Annotated in this window: 13 protein-coding genes, 1 tRNA gene and 1 pseudogene; 12 read left to right on the forward strand and 3 right to left on the reverse strand. The window is 43.8% G+C overall.

The window, feature by feature from the left end; genetic code table 11:
- Positions 1-58: 58 nt before the first annotated feature.
- On the reverse strand, positions 59-721 hold the full coding sequence (locus tag ASUC_RS05195) for a curli polymerization inhibitor CsgI-related protein (RefSeq protein ID WP_012072747.1): 663 nt from the start codon (positions 719-721) through the stop codon (positions 59-61).
- 144 nt (positions 722-865) lie between these two features.
- On the opposite strand from ASUC_RS05195, the gene ASUC_RS05200 reads away from it, so the two are divergent.
- Positions 866-1138, forward strand: a complete 273-nt coding sequence (locus tag ASUC_RS05200; protein ID WP_012072748.1) for an acylphosphatase — start codon at positions 866-868, stop codon at positions 1136-1138.
- 115 nt (positions 1139-1253) lie between these two features.
- Here the strand turns inward: ASUC_RS05200 and ASUC_RS05205 are convergent, their stop codons facing one another.
- On the reverse strand, positions 1254-1583 hold the full coding sequence (locus ASUC_RS05205) for a TusE/DsrC/DsvC family sulfur relay protein (RefSeq protein WP_012072749.1): 330 nt from the start codon (positions 1581-1583) through the stop codon (positions 1254-1256).
- Positions 1584-1652: 69 nt separating this feature from the next.
- The gene (locus ASUC_RS05210; RefSeq protein ID WP_012072750.1) at positions 1653-2324 is read right to left on the reverse strand and encodes a Bax inhibitor-1 family protein; all 672 of its coding nucleotides are present in this window, start codon (positions 2322-2324) and stop codon (positions 1653-1655) included.
- Positions 2325-2513: 189 nt separating this feature from the next.
- Between ASUC_RS05210 and ASUC_RS05215 the strand changes: the two genes are divergently transcribed.
- From ASUC_RS05215 to feoB, 11 genes and pseudogenes are all read left to right on the forward strand, one after another.
- Positions 2514-2603 (forward strand) — tRNA-Ser (locus tag ASUC_RS05215).
- 574 nt (positions 2604-3177) lie between these two features.
- Positions 3178-4571: pseudogene (locus ASUC_RS05220) on the forward strand (ShlB/FhaC/HecB family hemolysin secretion/activation protein).
- 73 nt (positions 4572-4644) lie between these two features.
- On the forward strand, positions 4645-12417 hold the full coding sequence (locus ASUC_RS05225; RefSeq protein ID WP_012072751.1) for a two-partner secretion domain-containing protein: 7773 nt from the start codon (positions 4645-4647) through the stop codon (positions 12415-12417).
- Positions 12418-12426: 9 nt separating this feature from the next.
- Positions 12427-12795: a hypothetical protein gene (locus tag ASUC_RS05230; protein ID WP_041834615.1), complete on the forward strand. Its 369-nt coding sequence runs from the start codon at positions 12427-12429 to the stop codon at positions 12793-12795.
- A gap of 280 nt (positions 12796-13075) precedes the next feature.
- Positions 13076-13507, forward strand: coding sequence for a hypothetical protein (locus ASUC_RS05235; RefSeq protein ID WP_041834616.1), 432 nt, complete (start codon positions 13076-13078; stop codon positions 13505-13507).
- A 2-nt stretch (positions 13508-13509) separates the two neighbouring features.
- Entirely contained in the window at positions 13510-14046 is a 537-nt protein-coding gene (locus tag ASUC_RS11345) for a hypothetical protein (protein WP_245822034.1), read from the forward strand.
- 443 nt (positions 14047-14489) lie between these two features.
- Positions 14490-16652, forward strand: a complete 2163-nt coding sequence (locus tag ASUC_RS11110; protein WP_172435787.1) for an endonuclease toxin domain-containing protein — start codon at positions 14490-14492, stop codon at positions 16650-16652.
- Positions 16652-17161: a contact-dependent growth inhibition system immunity protein gene (locus tag ASUC_RS05255; RefSeq protein WP_012072754.1), complete on the forward strand. Its 510-nt coding sequence runs from the start codon at positions 16652-16654 to the stop codon at positions 17159-17161. Before ASUC_RS11110 ends, ASUC_RS05255 begins: the two co-directional genes overlap by 1 nt.
- Before the next feature lie 317 nt (positions 17162-17478).
- A complete protein-coding gene (locus ASUC_RS05260) occupies positions 17479-17973 on the forward strand; it encodes a hemagglutinin repeat-containing protein (RefSeq protein ID WP_041834617.1) in 495 nt (164 codons plus the stop codon).
- A gap of 195 nt (positions 17974-18168) precedes the next feature.
- Entirely contained in the window at positions 18169-18426 is a 258-nt protein-coding gene (locus ASUC_RS05265; RefSeq protein ID WP_012072756.1) for a FeoA family protein, read from the forward strand.
- Between the two features lie 74 nt (positions 18427-18500).
- The gene (gene feoB / locus ASUC_RS05270; RefSeq protein WP_012072757.1) at positions 18501-20372 is read left to right on the forward strand and encodes a ferrous iron transporter B; all 1872 of its coding nucleotides are present in this window, start codon (positions 18501-18503) and stop codon (positions 20370-20372) included.

The following is a 20372-nucleotide window of genomic DNA, read 5'->3' on the forward strand; positions in this document are numbered from 1 at the left end:
CCGTTTTAAACCGCTAATAAAAAAGTGAGCAAGGCTCACTTTTTTCGTCAGTTAAAACTTACTTTTGAGTTTTCACCCAGTTTAAGAAGCGTTCCTGCGTTTCTTTATCTGCCTGTTGATACCAGTATTGCAGCATTTGTTCTGCGGCGTTTTCACCTTGAACGGTGACTTTGCCTTTTTTCACTTTACCGTTTTGAACCGTACCCACGGTCGCCGGCATAGACGCAGTCGCAAAACCCGCAACGGAAGCGGTGGCGCCGGATTGGTTGTAGTTAGACAGGTTTTCTTCTAAATTCACGCCCGGCAGGAAACCTTCCTGTTTCAGATAATCCTGTTTGCTGGCAATTTCCGCACCGGAAACGGTTTTCACGGTGATTTTAGGATTCGCTTTAAAGTTATTGGCTTCACGTTCGTTGGTTAAACGCGGAGCGGAAATCCGAATATCTTCGGTAGAACCCTGGAATGTCACCACAATCGGATCGCTTTCGAATAAAGTACGATCGGAACCTTCACGGATTAATTCGGATACGCGCACGACTACTTGGTGAGTGTGAGTATCATTGATATTAAACGAACGGGTTTCTTTTAATAAAGATCTGTTTGCTTTTTGTCCGTCTACGGCTAAAAAATCAATATTCGATGAACCGGTAACCATGCCTGCGAAGCTGGCGGAACTCGCGAGTAATGCTGCGGCAGCAACGGCAGCTAAACGAAATTTCATAGTGACTCCTTGGGAGAAATAAAACATAAAACCGCACTTTAATGATGAAAGTGTTAGTTTGTATGCTATGCTAATTTCAACGAAATAGGAATAGTTAGCCGTAAAAAAATCGCAAATTTCTGAAATAAATCAAGGAGTGGCGTGATGATACAACGACAATTTACCGTTTACGGATGTGTGCAGGGCGTGGGTTTTCGTTTTTTTACCGCCCGCGAAGCCAATAAATTAGGCATTCAGGGTTATGTGAAAAATCAAGCCGACGGTTCGGTGCGGGTTGTTGCCGCAGGTTCCGACCGGCAAGTCGCCGCATTCAGAGACTGGCTGGAGCAGGGGCCGCCTACGGCGGAAGTGACGAATTTACTTGAACAGGAATACACGGGCGGACGGGTATTCAGCGATTTTACCATCGAACGTTAGTGTAAACCGCCGAACCCTAAATAAGAAAAAGTGCGGTCGAAAAATCTTATGTTTTTAGACCGCACCTTGGAATTACGTTTCGTCGCTGAGCTGAGAATTATGCCATAACGGACGATTAGAGACATTTCGCCGGTTTTGACAAACCTGCCAGTTTGGTCGCCTGTTTCGCCGGTCCGTCAGGAAAAAGGCGTTGCAAATAGCGACTGTTGCCTTTATCTTCCCCCAGTTTTTTCGCCATGGCTTTTACCAACATGCGAATGGCCGGCGAAGTTTTGTATTCCTGATAAAAATCACGCACAAAATAAATGACTTCCCAGTGCGCTTCCGTTAGTTCGATACCTTCTTTTTTCGCAATGGCACGGGCAACATCCGGCGTCCACTGAGTCAAATCCATTAAATAACCGGCCGGATCGGTTTCAATCTGTTGTTGGTTAACCGTTAACATCGTATTCCTTATCCCTAATGAAGAACAAAAACGCCCCGAAGCGGGGCGTTTACTGTAATTTGTGACAAATTAATCATCACGGCTGAAAATCGTTAATAAATTCAATAAACTGATAAACAGATTATAAAGCGAGACGAATAAACTTACCGTTGCCCGGATATAGTTGGTTTCGCCGCCGTGAATAATATTACTGGTTTCGAACAAAATCGCCGCGCTGGAGAACACCACGAACAGTGCGCTCATGGCGACATGCAACGCCGGCATATTTAAGAAGATATTGGCAATCATCCCGAGCAATAATACAATGAATAAAGCAAACATCATGCCGGACAGGAACGACATATCTTTTTGCGTCGTCAGGACATAAGCCGAACAGGCAAAGAAGACCGCCGCGGTTCCGCCTAAAGCCAATACGACCAAATCGCTCAAACCGGCGCCTACGTACATATTAAGAATCGGGCCGATGGTGTAACCCAGGAAGCCGGTAAATGCGAATGCCGCCAAAATGCCGGCTGCGCTGTTCGCCAGAGAATGGGTTAAGAATAACAAACCGTAAAAACCTACCAAGGTAATCAAGATACCCGGACGCGGCAGATTAAACGACATGGAAATGTAAGCGACCAGCGCAGAAAAAGCGAGCGTCAGACCCAATAAAAAATAGGTATTACGCAACACTTTATGCGTGCTTAACAATAAAGAAGCCTGATCGCGCGAGTCAAAAACGATACGGGATTGTTGCATAGTCTTTCCTTCAATAGAGTAAATAAAATTGTTGTTAAATTAAGGTTAAAATTGATAAAAGTCAAAATATTTTTATGCTGTTGACGATATTTTCGACAATACTGAATAAAATATCGTCTATTAAGACAAATTTCTGATATTTTAGTTTACCTTACTGCAAAACTATATTATATTTCTCCGCACTTCGACGGAGGAATGGCAGAGCGGTTGAATGCACCGGTCTTGAAAACCGGCGAGGGTGCGAGCCCTCCCTGAGTTCGAATCTCAGTTCCTCCGCCACTTTTTATAAGCCGTAAGCGATTAGCTTGCGGCTTTTTTTATCGGTTAAAATTAATCACGACAACGTTACAAATATGTATTCGTTTTTGTATTTTTCAAGTCTAATGTAAAAACAGGTTGACGCCGCTTTTATTTTCATTATGCTTAGCCGCCATAAACGGATTCTCCGTTATGTGTATATTTTTTTATAACGTTAAGGGACAAATCATACATGAAGTCAACGGCTTTAGCGGCGGGCATGTTGTTGCCGGTCATCGCTTATTCCGCACCGAATGAACAAAATTTAAACCGAATGGATGCCGTTCAGCAACAGCGTCAGACGGAACAGGAACAAGCCCGCCGGCGCCAACAGGTGAATCCCCGAGAGGTGAGATTGACTGCGCGGCAATCCGAAGCGACGGCAATTCCGCCTCATGAAACGCCCTGTTATCCCGTCAATCAGATTTTACTGACCGATTATTCCGAACATATCACCGATTTTTCTTCCGTTCCGAGCGCCCGACTGCCGACCAGTCAGTTCCGTTCCGCCTTAAATGCGGTTTATGCCGAAAAAGACTTTTCATTGCCCCATTGTATGGGCGGTCAAACTATCAATATTTTATTAAAACGCATTCAAAACCGGTTAATCGAACAGGGATTCGTCACTACGCGCGTGGTGGTGCAACCGCAGGATTTGCGCAGCCGGCGACTGATTATTACGGTGATACCCGGGCGCATCCGCCAACTGCAACTGCAGGACGGCAGCGAAATTCCCTTTGCCACCCGAGCCACCCGCTGGTTTGCGATGCCGACGGGTAACGGCGACATCCTTAATTTACGGGATCTTGAACAGGGGCTGGAAAATTTAAAACGCAACCCGAGCGCCGAGGCGGATATACAGATTGAAACTACGGAAAAGGTAGGGGAAAGCGATGTCATTATCAGTTACAAACAAACCCGTCCCGTCCATTTAACGCTGGGACTGGACGACAGCGGTACCAAAGCCACGGGGCGATTGCAATACAGTATCACCGGGTCCTGGGATAATCTGTTCACCCTGAACGATTTGTTTTACGTCGGATTCAGCGAAGGGATTAAACGGCACAGTGACGGGGCGGAAGGAAGTCACGGCAACCATAATTTGAGCATGTATTATTCCGTGCCGTGGAAATATTGGCAACTCACTTTAACCGGTTCCGATTATCAATATCGTCAAACTATTGCGGGCGCTTATGAAAACTATCGTTATAGCGGTAAAAGCCATCAATTGAAAGGGACGCTGAGCCGTTTGCTGTACCGCGACGAGCGACGCAAAACCACCTTCGCATTTTCTTTGTGGCACCGCCGTTCTTCCAATTTTATCAACGATACGGAAATTCATGTACAACGCCGTCGTATGGCGGGCTGGCAGGCGACGTTATCGCATTTGGAATATTTCGGACAATCCACGCTGAATCTCGAATTCGGTTATAAACGGGGAACCGGCGCGTTGAACAGCTTGCACGCACCGGAGGAGGCTTTCGGCGAAGGCACCGCCCGGCCGAAAATTGTGACGGCGGAAGTCGTCTTTAATTATCCTTTCAGCCTGTTCAAAAACCGTTGCGTTTTAATACCGCCTGGCATGCCCAATGGAGTAAAACCCCGCTGATTTTGCAGGACAGACTGGACATCGGCGGACGCTACAGTGTGCGCGGATTTGACGGTGAATGGACTTTATCCGGCGATAACGGTTGGACATGGCGTAACGAATTGGGTTGGAATGTGGCGAATTGGGGACAAGAGCTGTATTTAGCCGTCGACCAGGGCGAAGTGCGCGCCCGCCGACAGGAAGAACAATTAGGGCATCGCCTGGTTGGCGGAGTGCTGGGGCTGCGCGGCAGCGTTTTCGGATTGAACTACGATTATTTCGTGGGCATGCCGATACATAAACCGCAAGGGTTTAAAACTTCCCATGCGGTCACCGGTTTTAATCTGAGTTACCGGTTTTAACATTACGAATTCACTGAATCGTTTTATCGAATCGTTTTAGTTTTCTGTTTTTTATATAAATTAAGGGCTTAACATGAACAAATATCGCTATCGGGTGATTTTTAGCCGCACCCTGCAACGTTTGGTGGTGACCTCCGAATTGTCAAAAAGTGTCGCCGCATGTTGCGCGTCGGAAAAAACAGGTGAAAATCCGACCGCACTTTTCAGCCGCAACGCGGTGCAAAAAGGGCTTAACGGCGGTTTAAGTGCGGTCAATTTTGCGTTGTTTTTAATGTTGGGCTTCGTCTTTATTAATGAAACTCAAGCGGCGGATTTAGCGATTCATGCCGACAAAACCGCCCCCGGTAACCGACAGGCGACGGTTTTGCAAACCGCCAACGGTTTACCGCAGGTTAATATTCAAACCCCGAGTGCCGGGGGCGTGTCGCGTAATGTCTATTCACAACTGGATGTAACGGAGAAAGGCGCAATTTTCAATAATGCCCGCAAAGCCGCCCAAACCCGATTGGCGGGTTGGGTGCAGGGCAACCCGAATCTGGCGGCGGGCGAAGCCAAAGTGATTCTGAACGAAGTGAATTCCAACAACCCGAGCCGTTTGAAAGGTTATATGGAAGTGGCGGGTAAAAAAGCGGATGTGATTATTGCTAACCCATCCGGCATTCACTGTGACGGCTGCGGGGTGATTAATGCGGGCAGAGCCGGTTTCACCACCGGAAAAGCGGAACTGGAAAACGGCAACCTAAAGGGATTTAATGTTCAAAAAGGCAAAGTGACGATATCCGGCAAAGGTATGGACACTTCAAGAGCGGATTACACGGACATTATCGCCAAAGAAGTGGAAATTCAAGGCGGCGTGTGGGCGCAGGAATTGAAAATCACCACCGGACAAAACCGAGTGAACCGCAGCAATGACGATGTGGTGTATGTGGGAGATAAACAGGCGGAAAAAAACAACGAAAAAACCGACCGCACTTCCGCCGCCCGTTACGCCGTGGATGTGAGCGAACTGGGTGGTATGTACGCCGGTAAAATCCGCTTAGTGGATAACGATAACGGATTGGGCGTGCGCAACGCCGGTCATATCGGTGCCACGGCGGGCGAAGTCAAAATCGACAGCCGCGGGCAGATTGTGAATCAGGGGACTATCAACAGCCCGCATCATGTAACGTTAAGCGCGCAGAAAAATATTCATAATCAGGGTAATATTGAAAGTAAACGGGGTGAGATTCGGCTGGACAGCGGCAAAGACATTGCTCAAGGCGGCTCCGTCGTGGCGCGTCAAGGGAACGTAGATATTCGTGCTGCGGGCAAAGTGAAGCAATCGGGAGAAACGCTTGCAGGCAACAAAATCCGCATTAAGGCGCAAAGTGTTCAAGCAGACCGTTCCGCTTTATTAGCGGCGGGTGTGGATGTGAAAGAATCGGTGCAAGGCGTCTCGCGAACTTTATCCGCACAAGGCAATAACGGCAAAGATTTAACAATTAATGCCGAACGGCAAGTCGCGTTGAACGGCAACAATATCGCCGCCGGGAATATAGCGGTGACGGGCTCTGAAATAGATTTAAATCACAGCCAAACCGCGGCGAACAACATTGACCTCTCGGCTCGTCAAGGGGATATTCAGGCGAACCGTGCCAACTTAACCGCGCAAGAAAGTTTAACGTTCGGTACGCCGAAAACTTTATCCGCCCAATACAGCCAGGTGACGGCAAAACAATTCGTCACCCGACAACAGGTTTTTGATTCCGATTATGGCGTGTGGGCGCAAACGGGTAACGGTGATTTTAATCTTCATGCGCAACAGATCAAAAACAATCAAGGCGCATTGATGATACAAGGTGCGTTATTCGCGCAAGCGGATACCATTGAAAACCGTCAGGGCATGATCTACAGCCCGCAATTCTCCGCAACCGGAAAACTGGATAACCGCAACGGTGAAATTTATGCCGATAATATCGATTTGAACAGTGAATATTTAGATAACCGAAAAGGGCGGATTTATGCGCAAACTTTCGATGCCGCCGGTCAGACGCTGGATAATCGCGAGGGCATGATAGCGGCGAGCACACTTAATTTGACCGCTTCAACGCTTCACAATCAGGCAATCGGTAAAACCGGTTCTCTGATTAACGGAGACAATGTTACCGTTCGTGCCGACACTTTAAACAACCAAAATACCAAAGCCGACCAAACCGTTCCGACCCAAGGCATTCTAGGCGGTAAACTGGCTATTTGGGCGAATCGACTGAATAACCAACAGGGCGGATTATATGCGGAAGACAGCCTGCAGACGACGGTTGAAGAGCATTTACGGAATATGCAGGGCGAAATGCTCTCCGCCAATGCGGTAGACATCACTAACCGACAGGGGCGGTTGACGGTGGATAATGCCGCCGGAAAAATCGAAGCGGGTAATCAGTTAACGTTACAGGCGAAAACGCTGGAACATGAAGGTAGTATCAAAACGCAGGGTGATGCGAATATTGCACTACAGGATGATTTTACGCTTAATCAGGCTTTTGGTGTAAATGGAAATCTGACTTTCAGTACGGAAGGTAACCTGAAAAACAATACGGTTTTACGGGTAGGCGCTAAAGCAGCAATTTCCGCTCATGCTATTGAGAATGTTGCGAACGGCGAAATATCTGCGACGGATACCGAAATAACGGCGCAACGTCTGCTTAACAGAGGTTTGATAGACGGTCATCAAACTCGTCTTGAAAGTGATGAAATCACCAATATCGGCACGGGACGAATTTATGGCGATCATGTTTCTTTGCATGGACGAACATTAAACAATATAGAGGAAAACAATGCTTCGGCGACCATTGCCGCAAGGGAAAGATTGGACATCGGCGTTCAGCGGGTTCTCAATCGGAATAATAGTCTGATCATGAGCTTAGGCGATATATCTTTTGGTCTTACCTTGGATAACCAAGGTTATGCGCAACAAAGATCCGACTATGTACATAATGAAAATGCCGTGATTGAAGCGTTAGGTAGTATTTCCTTCAATACAAAAAACCTGGAAAACCTTCATCGTTTTTTAAAGATTGAAATGCAAGAAACTTCCAAGACGCATAAATACGAGTATACCTTTGATAATGAGACAACTCGTTATGATAAAGGAACGGCGGGATTAACCGTTATTAAACGCGGTGATCGCGGTAGTTTCAATAAAAAAATTGAAAATCTTTATGCATTACGTTTACCGGATGGGCGGGAAAGCGAACACTGGCAGGAATATGATTATATCCGTACCGTTAATGAGTCAATGCCTGTTCCGTCTAAATATAGCGAAGCCAAAATTTTAAGCGGCGGAAATATCAATTTTACGGATGCGAATATCAAAAATTACGACAGTAAGATTATTGCAGGCGGTAATATTCAAGTCAAAGACGGACATCTTGACAATCATGAGACCGTCGGCGAAATCGTTACTACGGATAACGGTGAAATGAGGAATTTCTATCGGGGACGGGCTTGCGCTAAGAAAGTATTTGGTTCGTGTATTGATCATTACGATACGACCAAATCGGATACGTATAGATATAGCTCGGTAAAAATCGAACCGAAACATTTCGGTTTGTGGGATTATGTCAGCAATCAAAAACCGCTGTTTACAGGAGGTTCTTCCCTTAATATCCAATCATCAGCGAATGCGATTTCGTTAAATCCTGTTAGCGTACCGTATCAATTCGGTCAACAACCTGATTTATCTAAAGTTAAATCCTATTTGGATATTCGTTTACCACAGGCAAGTTTGTATAAAATTAATCCTCATGCCGGGCAGTATTTAATTGAAACCGATCCGCGTTTTGCCGATCGCCATCAATGGTTAAGTTCCGATTATATGCTGAATGCTTTGCGTACCGATTCCCAAATAATGCTTAAACGTCTGGGCGACGGTTTCTATGAACAGCGGCTTATCAACGAACAGATCAATCAGCTTACCGGTCGGCGTTTTCTAGAGAATTACTCGTCGGATTATGAACAATACAAAGCGTTAATGGATCGCGGATTGGAATATGCGGAAAAATTCAATTTAATTCCGGGTGTTGCGTTAACCGCAGCTCAAATGCAGGAATTGACAACGGATATGGTCTGGCTGGTCAAAAAAGAAGTGACGCTGGCAGACGGGACGCAAATGGAAGTGTTAGCGCCTCAGGTTTATATCGTCTCCCGTAATATGGATATTGACAATCAAGGCGCAGTGATTTCCGCCAACGATATTATCATCAACACCAAAGGCAATGTGGAAAACAACGGTGTGATTGTCGGTCGCAATCTTACAGGTTTGGCGGCGAACAATATTGAAAATATCGGAGGGCGGTTACAAGGTCGCGAGCTTTATTTATTTGCCAAAAATAATTTGGTGAATTTAGGCGGCACGCTTTCTGCTGAAAATCAATTAGTCGCACGGGCGAATAATATTCATATTGAAACGACGACGGCAGAAAGTCCTGCTACCGATAATTTTTACCATAAAGGTATCGGGCAAACCGCCACCGTTACGGTAGGAGAAAATAATCAGGGAAAAGCAATATTATTTGCTAATGAAAATATCACGGTAAAAGGTGCTGAGATGAATATTAGCGGTCATGCGGATTTGACGGCACTGAATAAACTGGATATGGGAACTATAGAAACCGAGAACAAAGAATATTATGTAAAAAATGCGGATAATTATTATAAATTGGATCAGAAAGAAGAGATCGGTAATCGGATAAATGTAACCGGTGATACCGATTTGACAGGGAAAAGTGCGGTCAGTTTAACGGGTGTTTTTTCACATCATGACGGTAATTTGCGAATTATTTCGGAAGGAGACATCAGTATTAAAGAATCCCGTAAACAAGAGCGACTTTCTACAGGGTGGAAAGATTCTATCGGCGGACTCTTAACCCGACAAACCACCATCAAACAACACGAACACGACTACGATTTAGCACAGGGTTCGCAGTTGGATGCCGACCGTATTCAGATTTCTTCCGCACAAGGCAATGTAACGATTGCGGGTAGCGATGTGGTGGCGGAAAACGGTTTAACGATATCAGGTAAAAATATTCTGATTCGAGAAGCGGAAAATGCGGTTTATGAAGAAAATTATGAACAAACCAAGAAATCGGGCTTATTAGGTTCAGGCGGAATAGGATTGACTATCGGGCAACGCAAAACCACGCTTGAAACCGACCAAACCAAATATTATGCAAGCGGTAGTCAGGTGGGTAGCTTAAACGGCGACGTAAGTCTTACCGCAGAAAATCAATACCGCCAGCAAGCCAGTCAGGTAACGGCAGTGGACGGCAATGTGAATATCGCGGGTAAACAGGTGGATATTGTTGCAGCAGATGACCGATATGAAACCAATTACAAGCAGACTTATGAACAGAAAGGGCTAACGATAGCCTTAACGGCGCCGGTGATTTCGGCGATTCAGGCAACAGACAGTGCGTTAGAATCTATGTCCCAAATAGGTAAGAGCGAAAATAGACGTATTAATCTCATGGCGGGAGCAAATACGGTTTGGGAGGCGGCTCGTGCAGCCGAAAGTATCGGAAGTGCTATTGCGCCGACACAGGCATTGCTTAGCGGCGATATGGAAAATTCAAATGTCGGTATATCGTTAACATACGGTCAGCAGAAAAACGTCGATAGCACGCATACGCAAGGTTCGACGGCAACAGTGTCTAAAATTAATGCGGGCAAACAGGTGAATATTGTTGCTAAAGGTGATGAAAACGGTTCGGATATTCATATTATCGGCGCAGACATCAGCGGCAAACAAGGCACCTATTTATCGGCGGATAATGATATTCTCATCAGTGCAGCGAAACAAACCCATCAGGAGCGAAGTAAGAATAAATCCGAAGGATTTAATGCCGGCGTTTCCGTTACTTATGGACAGAACGGCTTTGCCATGGGCGTGACGGCAGGCGGTAACTACGGCAAGGGATACGGTAACGGTGACGAAGTGACTTACGCATATAGCCATGTAGGTGATAGTGCTAGTCAAACCTTGTTACGGAGCGGACAAGATACTCATATCCAAGGAGCGCAAATTCAGGGCAAAGGAATTAAAGTGAACGCAGAGAACCTGTGGATTGAAAGTTTGCAGGAAACCATGACCTATGAAGGCAAGCAACAGAATATGAGCGGACAAGTCACGGTGGGTTACGGATTCTCCGCTTCAGGTAGCTATAATCGGTCTAAAACGGATGCGGATTATGCCAGCGTCGTGGAACAATCCGGGATTTATGCGGGAGATGAAGGTTACCAAATCGACATTGCGCATAATACGGATTTAAAAGGCGCCGTTATCACTTCGACGAACAAAGCCGAAATGACGGGAAAAAATATGTTGTCAACCGGCACCTTAAGTTATGCGGATATTCAAAATTACAGCAATTATGACGCAAAAGGATTTGGTTTAAGCGGTGGTTTTACTGTAGAGGGAGATTTTACGATTCCATTAGGCGGTCGATCAGACAATGGATCCAATACAGATAATATATCTTCAGCAACAGTTGAAACAGATAAAGATAAAAGGGTTGTTCAAACTATTGAGAATATGGGTGGACGCGAAATATCGAAGAATGTAAATAAACAAGATAAAAATGTGGTTGATAACGTACAGTTAAATGGTGTTGCAGGCATCTTTAGTCAAGGTAACTGGGGAATTGCAAAAGCATTATCCTCAGCGGTCTTAGGACAAGTTAGTGATAAAGGTAACCAAACCGGTATGACTAAAAGTAGCATTAATACAAAAAACATCATTATTAGAGACGGAGATGAGCAGCGGAAATTAACCGGTTTAACTACGGAAGAAACGATATCTGAAATAGATAAGGAAAATACACATCGTACAGTAAATAAAGTAAATATAGAGGATATTAAATCTAAAATTGAAAGAGATTTAGACATAAGTCAGGATTTCGTCAATAACTTAAATCAAATAGGAGATAAGCTCTATTACGAAGTAGAGAAAAAACAAAACAATATTGTGGTGAAATATAAGTCCGAAGGATGTACGGATCCGAGTTGTTTACGTACTTTTGAGCTGGATATGGACAGGATTAAAAATAAAGAACTGACCAACGAAGAAGCTCAGATCCTATCCAGAATATATGTACACGGTATTTTCAACATGACAGATAAAGATCGGATGGAAGGCGGTATTCTATACGGCGGTTCCGATACGTTAAATAATGCGTCGATACTGGTTCGTAAAGCGTATGCGGGTGTGGCGGAAGAATTAACTTACGCTGTCTTTGAACGTATAAGAGCAGGTCTTGATCTTCCGATGATATTCGGGGCATCTAATGCCAGCCGGGATCAGGCGACGATTTGGGATAAGTTAAATCAATACAATCAAGTGAACCCTGCTGATCAAGTTAATTTAACCCATGTCGCGCACAGTCTCGGCGTATCCGGTACGAAAAATGCGATGAACTGGGCGAATTTACAGGATATGAACTTTAATCACCTGACCGCCAATTTAACGGCACTTGGTACGTCTTACCCGATAACCAGCGATATTGAAACCGGTTATTTCGATACGGCAACCGGGTTATTCGGAAAAACAAAATTGGATTATTCGATTGCACCGAGAGATTGCATTGGCACCTGTTTATTAATCGGCAGAACGGCATCAACGGCAGAAAATACAAAGATTGGAATGCCGTTAGTGGATTTGTTGTTACATCATGTATCTTATGTAAAGGATAGAGAAGTTTTGAATTTTTATGGTCAAGAATATAGAGAACCTGATCTTCAGAGTATTTGGAATAGAAATAAAGATTCAGTAGAGTTCGGTCCTGAAATTAAAACATTGATAAGTAAATAAGGAGTCTTTATGAAACATATAATATTTATTTTCTCTGTATTTTTATTATTAGGATGTATAGAGGTTCGTCATATTGGTTTAGGAGTTCCCGGTGAAGTTGAACAATGGAAGAAAAATAATGAATATTCATTTCCTATATTTAATAAGTGTTCAGAAAGAGCAAATGAGGTTTTAACTAGTAAGGAACTTTCTATTTTAAAAAACTATAATAAATATCCATACTCTCAAAGAGAGTATATTCTACAAAAAAAATCACCTTATGTGGCTAATTGTATGTATGAAAAAGGGTATAGGTTTAAACCTGAGCTAGGATGGTGTTCTTATTCCAACAATAGAAATACTTATATATGTCGACATGAAAATAAATATTCTAGATAGTTTTTCTTTTACAAGTCTATTTAAACATTATTTATAAATTAAATCGCAATCAACTTTTAAAAGTTTTTTTAATTAAAATTCAAAGTTGGCTGCGTTTTTATTCTAGATTATTCTCCAGAATAAAGGACGAGACTCCGGCATCACGACAAGTGCGGTCAATACTAACAATATTTTAATCAGGGATGGTGAAAGTCAACAGCGGTTATTCGGTGAAAGCTCGGAAGAAACCATTCACAAACTTAATCGAGAAAATCTTCATCAAAGGGTCAATAAAACCGATGTGGAAAAAGTTAAATCGGATTTAGAACGGGATTTGGATGTAGCAACTGCGTTAGTGAAAAACATCTCGGGTTCTGGTGACGAGCTTTATTACAACGCGGAAAAGAATGAAGATTCCAGTTTCACAACGAGTAAAAAGATGTCGGATTGCGAACATATTTCTTGTTTAGATATAGAAAATGCCAATTCACCGCAATTAAAAGCGTTAATTTACAGTGATGATATTTTAACGGAAGAACAAGCTAAGTTGTTGAGTAAGGTTTCTATGGCAGGCATGCTTAATTTTACGCGAGAAGAGAAAGTGGCAAGCGCTATTTTATATGGTGACGATTTAGCTTCTTTAGATGAGTTGGGGGTGATTCTGAACAGAGGAATGCAGGGTATTGGAATGAATTACTGTATGCCGGTTTTGAACGGTTCAGAGCCTGGGTGAATATGCCGATGGTTTTTGGCGCTTCCAATGCCACAAAAGACCATGCCCAAATTGCCAAGAAACTGGATGAATATAACGCCTACGCCGCCGCAAACAGCAAAGCGCAATATAAATTGCGGGATACGGCACATAGTCTGGGGGTATCGGAGAATAAAAATATGCTGAATTGGTCTGAATATTTAAATCAGGATTACAAAAATACCGAAGTGGATTACTTACATGCCGCCGGTTCTTATTCGTCGGAAGAGATTGACCGTCAGGCAAAAGGAATTTTTAAGAATGCTAACACCCGTTATATCGGCGTGGATGGAGACTGGGTTTATTCGGGTATATTAGGCGGTCATTTTATCGGGAATAATAAAAATGCTACACAAGTTAAAGGGCTTAGTTTTAGTAAGGCACATTCGGATGCTAATCAGAATATCAATAATTTAAAATTTGTTGATGATAAAGAAACCATTAAATATAAATTAAATATTTTAAATAAAACTCATAATAATGGTGTTAGACAATATAATGTTGTAGGGGAGGGACAATGAGAATAATTTCTTTTTTGTTGTGTTTATTCTTATCAGGATGTGTTGATTTATTAACTTACAGAGATAGTTATACTATTGATAAAATGGCTTATTGGGAGCATGTTTATTCGAAAGAAATAGCATCATTGAAAGTTAGAAACGATTGCTTTGATAAAGTAAATAAAAATAATGAATTTACACAAGATAGATATGGTAAATGTTTATATGAGAAAGGATATAGATTTAAGACTAATGATTTTTTTTATTGTTATCATAGAAAAGAAGAATGCAAGGTCTATGACAAGTACAGAAAGTAAATTAAAAGGAATATTCTAATCTATGTATAGGATAAAAGTGCGGTTAATTTTCAGTTTATTTTTAACTACAACTATCGAAAATTGACCGCACTTTATTGTTTAAAGATATAAGTTTTATCCAGAATGTATGCACACGGTATTTCCAATATGACAGATAAAGATCGGATGGAGGGCGGCATTATCCGAAGCGAAGCGCCGGCGGCAAACAACCGTTTCATTACCGGCAGTCTGACGGCGGAAAACATCGAAAATCACAGCGAAATCAGCCTGCAGAGCCTGGGCGGCGGCATGTCTACCGACATGTTCAGCGGCGATATGGTCGGCAGCCTAGGCAAACTGGGTTCGGCAAACGGCTGGTCTGCGGTCGTCAATGCTTTAGGCGGCGTCAACCGAGACGACAAAACCCTCACCCGTAGTGCTATCGGCGACAATATCAAGTTGGAAGTCAAAACGGGTGAAATTCCGACCGCACTTTTGCGAGACACCGAACACAGCAACGCCAAAGTGCAGCAGTTCGACAAAGCGGACTACGAAGAGCGATTGGAAATGGCGCAGGTTATCGGCGACATCAGCCAAAACCAAATCGATATTTATTGGACGCCGAAAGTGCGGGAGGCGGAAGCGACGAAAGCGCAGGCGGAAGCTGTGTTGCAGGATAAAGCCGCTACGAGAGAACAACAACGCCAAGCCCAAGTCGAACTCAATCAGGCTGAAACTGTGATTCAACAATACGGCAAAGGCGGCGACTACCAACTGGCGGCACGCGCCGTCACCGGCGTATTGCAGGGCTTGGCGACGAGCAATCCAAACGCCGCGTGGGTAAACGGCTTATCACCGTATGCCAATAATCTTATCAAACAATACACCACGGACGAACAGGGCAAGGTCAACACCGCCGCCAACCTGATGGCGCACGCCGTCCTCGGCGCATTGGAAGCTTATGCTACCGATAATCACGCCGCCGCGGGTGCGGCGGGTGCCGTCACAAGCGAAGTCGCGGCAAAACTTATCACCGAACAACTTTATCACACCGATTCCAATCACCTCACCGACGACCAAAAACAAGTGGTTGCCACATTAAGCCAAGTTACCGCCGGCTTAGCCGGTGTGGTTATTGGCGACAGCACACAAAGTGTAGTGAGTGCGACGGAGATTGGGAAACGGGCGGTGGAGAATAATTATCTCTTTAAAGAAGAAGTTGTTGAGCTTAATCGATTAAGAAAAGAATATTCCGAATGTGTGAATAACGGCGGTTTAAACTGTCAGGCAATTAAAGATAAAGAGGTTGAAATTGTTAAACTGGATGAACAAAGAGATCGAAATTTAGCCCAAGCTTGTTATAGCGGAATGACGAGCAGTTGTGCGAAAGAATTGATCACCTTAGAACAGGCATTTCGCAGCTATGACAATCCGGATATAGAAATTAAAGATCCGGCGACACGTTCGGAATATCTGGATGTTTCGCAGAAGTTTGGAGAGAAACGACGCGAGTATATGGAAGATGTGGCAAAAGAAGCCTTGCAAAAAATTACGGTCGATACGCTCACAGACAGCGCCGAATTAATTGCCATCACCGCAAAAGCGGTTGGTGGCGATGATGAAGCCCAACAGCAAGTGAGAGCCATGGGTAATGCTATTGTAGAATTTGCTAAATCACCAGTAGAGAGTATTTCCACAGAAGTTTCGGCAAAACTCACGGAAGCAGAACAACTGGAAGCACAAGGTCGGATAAGAGAAGCCGATTTGGTGAGAATGGAAGTGTATTTATCAGGTGAATTGGGTGTTATCAGCAGCGTCAGCGGAATAGCGAAAGCGGTTCCGAAAATAGCGAAACTGGGATTAGACGGTGTCGGTAAGTTAACCTTGAAAACAGGCGTACTTTCTAATAAAGAGGTGAAGATTGAATGGGGACCGATTCAGAAGCAAGGTAAAGCATGGGAAAGTTACTTACAAACGATTTTACCAGAAGGAACTATCGACCTGAATTCGATTAAGCCGAATTTTAAAGCATTTGATCATTTGTTACCGGATGGAACGGCAGTTAGTGCAAAAACGATGGATACTGTTGGAGGGTATAAAAATCCGAGACGAATTACGTCTCAGTTAAACAGATATGTTGATGATATGGTTAAATTTCAACAAGATGGTAAACGGGGCGGGAGAGTTATTTCGAGCGAACAAATTTTATCTAAGGAAATGTATTTGGCTATTCCTTATGGAACATCTAAAGAAAAAATACAAGCTATTAATAAATCAGTTGATTATGCAAAAATACAAGGTGTTAAACTTATAGTGAAGGAGATTAAGTAATGTTACAGAAGCAGATTTTTATTGAGAAAACAGGTAAATATATATCAATAAGCAGTTATTGGATTGGTAGAATAAGCCTTTTGAATACAAAACAAAATTTAAAGTATTTGGCGCCTGATGTGAGTTTTTCTGATTTTGGTGTAGAAATAAGGAAAAAATTAAGTGAAAGCAAAATAATTTCAGAGGAATTTTTTATATATCATTTTAATGATGACGCAGGTTTGTCTTTATTTAATAAAAATGAAGAAAAAAAAATAATGTTGAGTTATGGGTATAAAAGTGTGAAAGCTATTTGTAAAGATGCCGTTTATTTAACTGTTTCTGTAATCGATAATAATCTTATAATAAGACCTACTCACCAAGATGGATTAGGAACGTTTACTTCAGTGAAAGATAACGTTGGGAATTCTGTGGAATTTAGGTATTCTATAAATTTATCTGATGAAGAATTAGGAAAAGCAGTAATGGACGCCTTTAAGCACTGTACGAGTATTTATAAGAAAAAATAATTTTTACTACAGGCAGTAAATATAACTGTTGGATTAGTTGATTATTATACTTTTTATGTTTAAACAAAAGTATAAGAATAATTATGAAGAAATCTTATATTCAATGGGTTATAAACTTAAAAGGGGATTTTTTGTTTAGAGCTATCTAGTCCGCCGATGACCACCGATGAAAGCGATAAGGTCAACACCTCCGCCAATCTTATGGCGCAGCCCCTTGATAACGCGTCTCCTGACGCGTGCTTTTAACACCAATCTGTTGTAGTCACTTCATTAGAGCACACGTCGGGAGACGCGCGCTATCATAGGCTCGAAACCTGTTGCTGACATCCGTGCAAAATAGCGAAACCCACCGCACCGACCGCAAAAACAGCAGTTGGTCGGCGGGTGTGTTCGCCGGCAAAAGCGACGGCAGTTACGGCTTCGGTATCGAAGGTTCGGGCGCAGTGGGCAAAGGCAGGGAAAACAGCGACACGATAACACAGGTGAACACGCATATTACGGGCAGCCAAGTCAGCCTGCATTCCGGACAAGACACCGCATTACGGGGTGCGGTGGTGAATGCGAACAAACTGCATGCGGACATCGGCGGTAATCTCACCGTCGAAAGCCTTCAGGACAGCAACCGTTACGACAGCAAACAAAGCCAAGCCAATGCGGGTGCAAGTATTGCCGTTTACGGTTCGGGCAGTAACGCTTATGCCGGCAGTTCCATGAACAAAGGGAAAGTCAATTACGCTCAAGTGGAAGAGCAATCCGGACTGATTGTCGTGCAAGGTGGAATGGACGTTAACATGCAAGGCTGCTTCGCTTGAAAGGCGGCATCATTAAAAAGTACAGCGATGGCTGATAAAAACAACCGTCTGAGCTTCTTTAGGCTGACGGCGAAAGAGATTAATGCCCTCTAAAAACTGATCAAAATCAAAATTAGTAATAATTATCATTTATTATGCTTGATGTCGATGTATAATTCTCTCCTCGGATAAATAAGCTAAAACGGAGATATTATAATGGTTGTTCCTTTATCCCAATTAACCAAAGGAAAGGTCGCATGTATTGATTCTATCGTCGCTAATCATGAATTTGGCGAGTTGGATGCGCTGGTCGGTCGTCGTTTGGCGGATTTAGGCTTTTCTAAAGGTATGCCGCTGGAAGTGGTAGCTGTCGGTGTTTTTGGCAAAGGCCCTTTTGCCGTAAGGTTAAGTAACCTCTCTCAATTTTCTTTACGTGCTGCGGAAGCAAGTAAAATTCTCTGTGATATCAAATAAATAACTAATCAATGTATTCGGTATGGAATACACTAATGATTTTCTCATTATTAATGGTCAGCTAAAGTAACATAATGAATAAAGATAACCAGACCTGTTTTGCCTTAGTCGGTGCGCCGAACTGTGGGAAAACCGTACTTTTTAACGGCTTAACGGGTTCACATGCAAAGGTGGCTAATTATCCCGGTGTCACGGTTGAACGGCGTGAAGGGGTGTTCGTTGATGATCCTTCGGTGCGCATTATTGATTTGCCCGGTACTTACAGTTTACGCACGACGACGCTTGACGAAGCCGTCGCCCGAGATGAAATTTTAGGGAAATACGGCAGAAAAATTAACGGTATTATCGCCGTTGCCGATGCAACCAATTTACGCATGACATTGCGTATGGTGCTGGAATTAAAAATGCTCGGGCTGCCTATGGTGGTTTCGTTAAATCTGATTGATGTCGCCCGTTCCCGCGGTTTAAGGATTGATGAGAAAAAACTTAGCGAACTGTTGGGGGTTCCTGTGCTGGAAACGGTAGCAATTCGGCGCGACGGCATTCGCGGCGTAAAAAACGCTATCGCCAATCTGTCGCGAAATAGTGCGAAAATTAACGCTGAACAAGCGGCGCAACTGTTGGAATCGCTTGATAGTAATACTTTATATGAGCAGGTAGAAGATATTCTGGCACAAACGATCAAAAGCGAAATGGTGATGCCGCAATGGCACCAAAAGTTAGATCGTCTCACCTTACATCCGTTTTGGGGATTTGTGCTGTTATCGCTGATTTTATTGCTCGTCTTTCAAGCGGTCTATTCCTGGTCGGCGCCTATTATGGATTGTATTGAAGAACTTTTTGCCAATCTGGGAGAGTCGGTCGCCGCTTTAATGCCGGAAGGCATATTGCAGGATTTAATGTTAAACGGCGTGATTGCCGGGGTAGGCAGCGTTTTGGTATTTGTTCCGCAAATTGCCATTTTGTTTGCGTTTATTCTGTTGCTGGAAGACTCGGGTTATTTACCGCGTGCGGCGTTTCTGCTGGATAATCTGTTATCCCTCAGCGGACTATCCGGACGGGCGTTCATACCTTTGTTATCCAGCTTTGCCTGTGCGGTGCCGTCGGTAATGTCTGCCAGAACCATTCAGGATCCCCGTGAACGATTGGTCACTATTGCTATTGCGCCGATTCTTACCTGTTCTGCAAGGCTGCCCGTTTATGCCTTGATTATCGGCGCGGTGATTCCGGAACAAACGGTTTGGGGCGTTTTTAACTTGCAAGGGTTGGTTTTATTCGGGTTATATTTTATCGGTGTGTTATCTGCGGGATTAGTCGCTTATATTATGAAACGGCTGGCACATCGAAAAGGCAGTATCCGTCAATTCCCGCTGTTAATGGAATTGCCGACGTTTCGTTTGCCTAATTTCAAACATATTTTTGCAAGTTTGTGGGATAAAGTGGCGGCTTTCCTGAAACGGGCGGGTACGGTTATATTTGCCTTAAGTGTGATTTTATGGGCGTTAGTCAGTTTTCCGGGAACCCCGGAAGGTGCGACAGCCGCGGCGATTGATTACAGTTTTGCCGGTATGCTGGGTAGTCTTATTCAACCGATTTTTGCCCCGTTAGGTTTCACTTGGCAAATGTGTATCGCGATGATCCCGGGTATTGCCGCCCGTGAAGTAGTGGTTGCGGCGTTGGGGACGGTTTATGCGGTGACGGCGAGCGGTTCCGATGAAGCCGTTCAGAATGCGTTAATACCGATTGTGCACGAACAGTGGGGAATTCCGACGGCGCTGGCTTTTTTAGCTTGGTACGTTTATGCGCCGATGTGCATGGCGACGCTGGCGGTAATTAAACGGGAAGTTAACTCGACGAAGAAAACCTTGATGATTGCAGGTTATTTGTTTGCGTTAGCTTATGTCTTTTCGTTTTTGGTCTATCAAATTTCCATAAGGGTTTTCTAA

This window comes from Actinobacillus succinogenes 130Z (assembly GCF_000017245.1).
Lineage (GTDB): Bacteria > Pseudomonadota > Gammaproteobacteria > Enterobacterales > Pasteurellaceae > Exercitatus > Exercitatus succinogenes.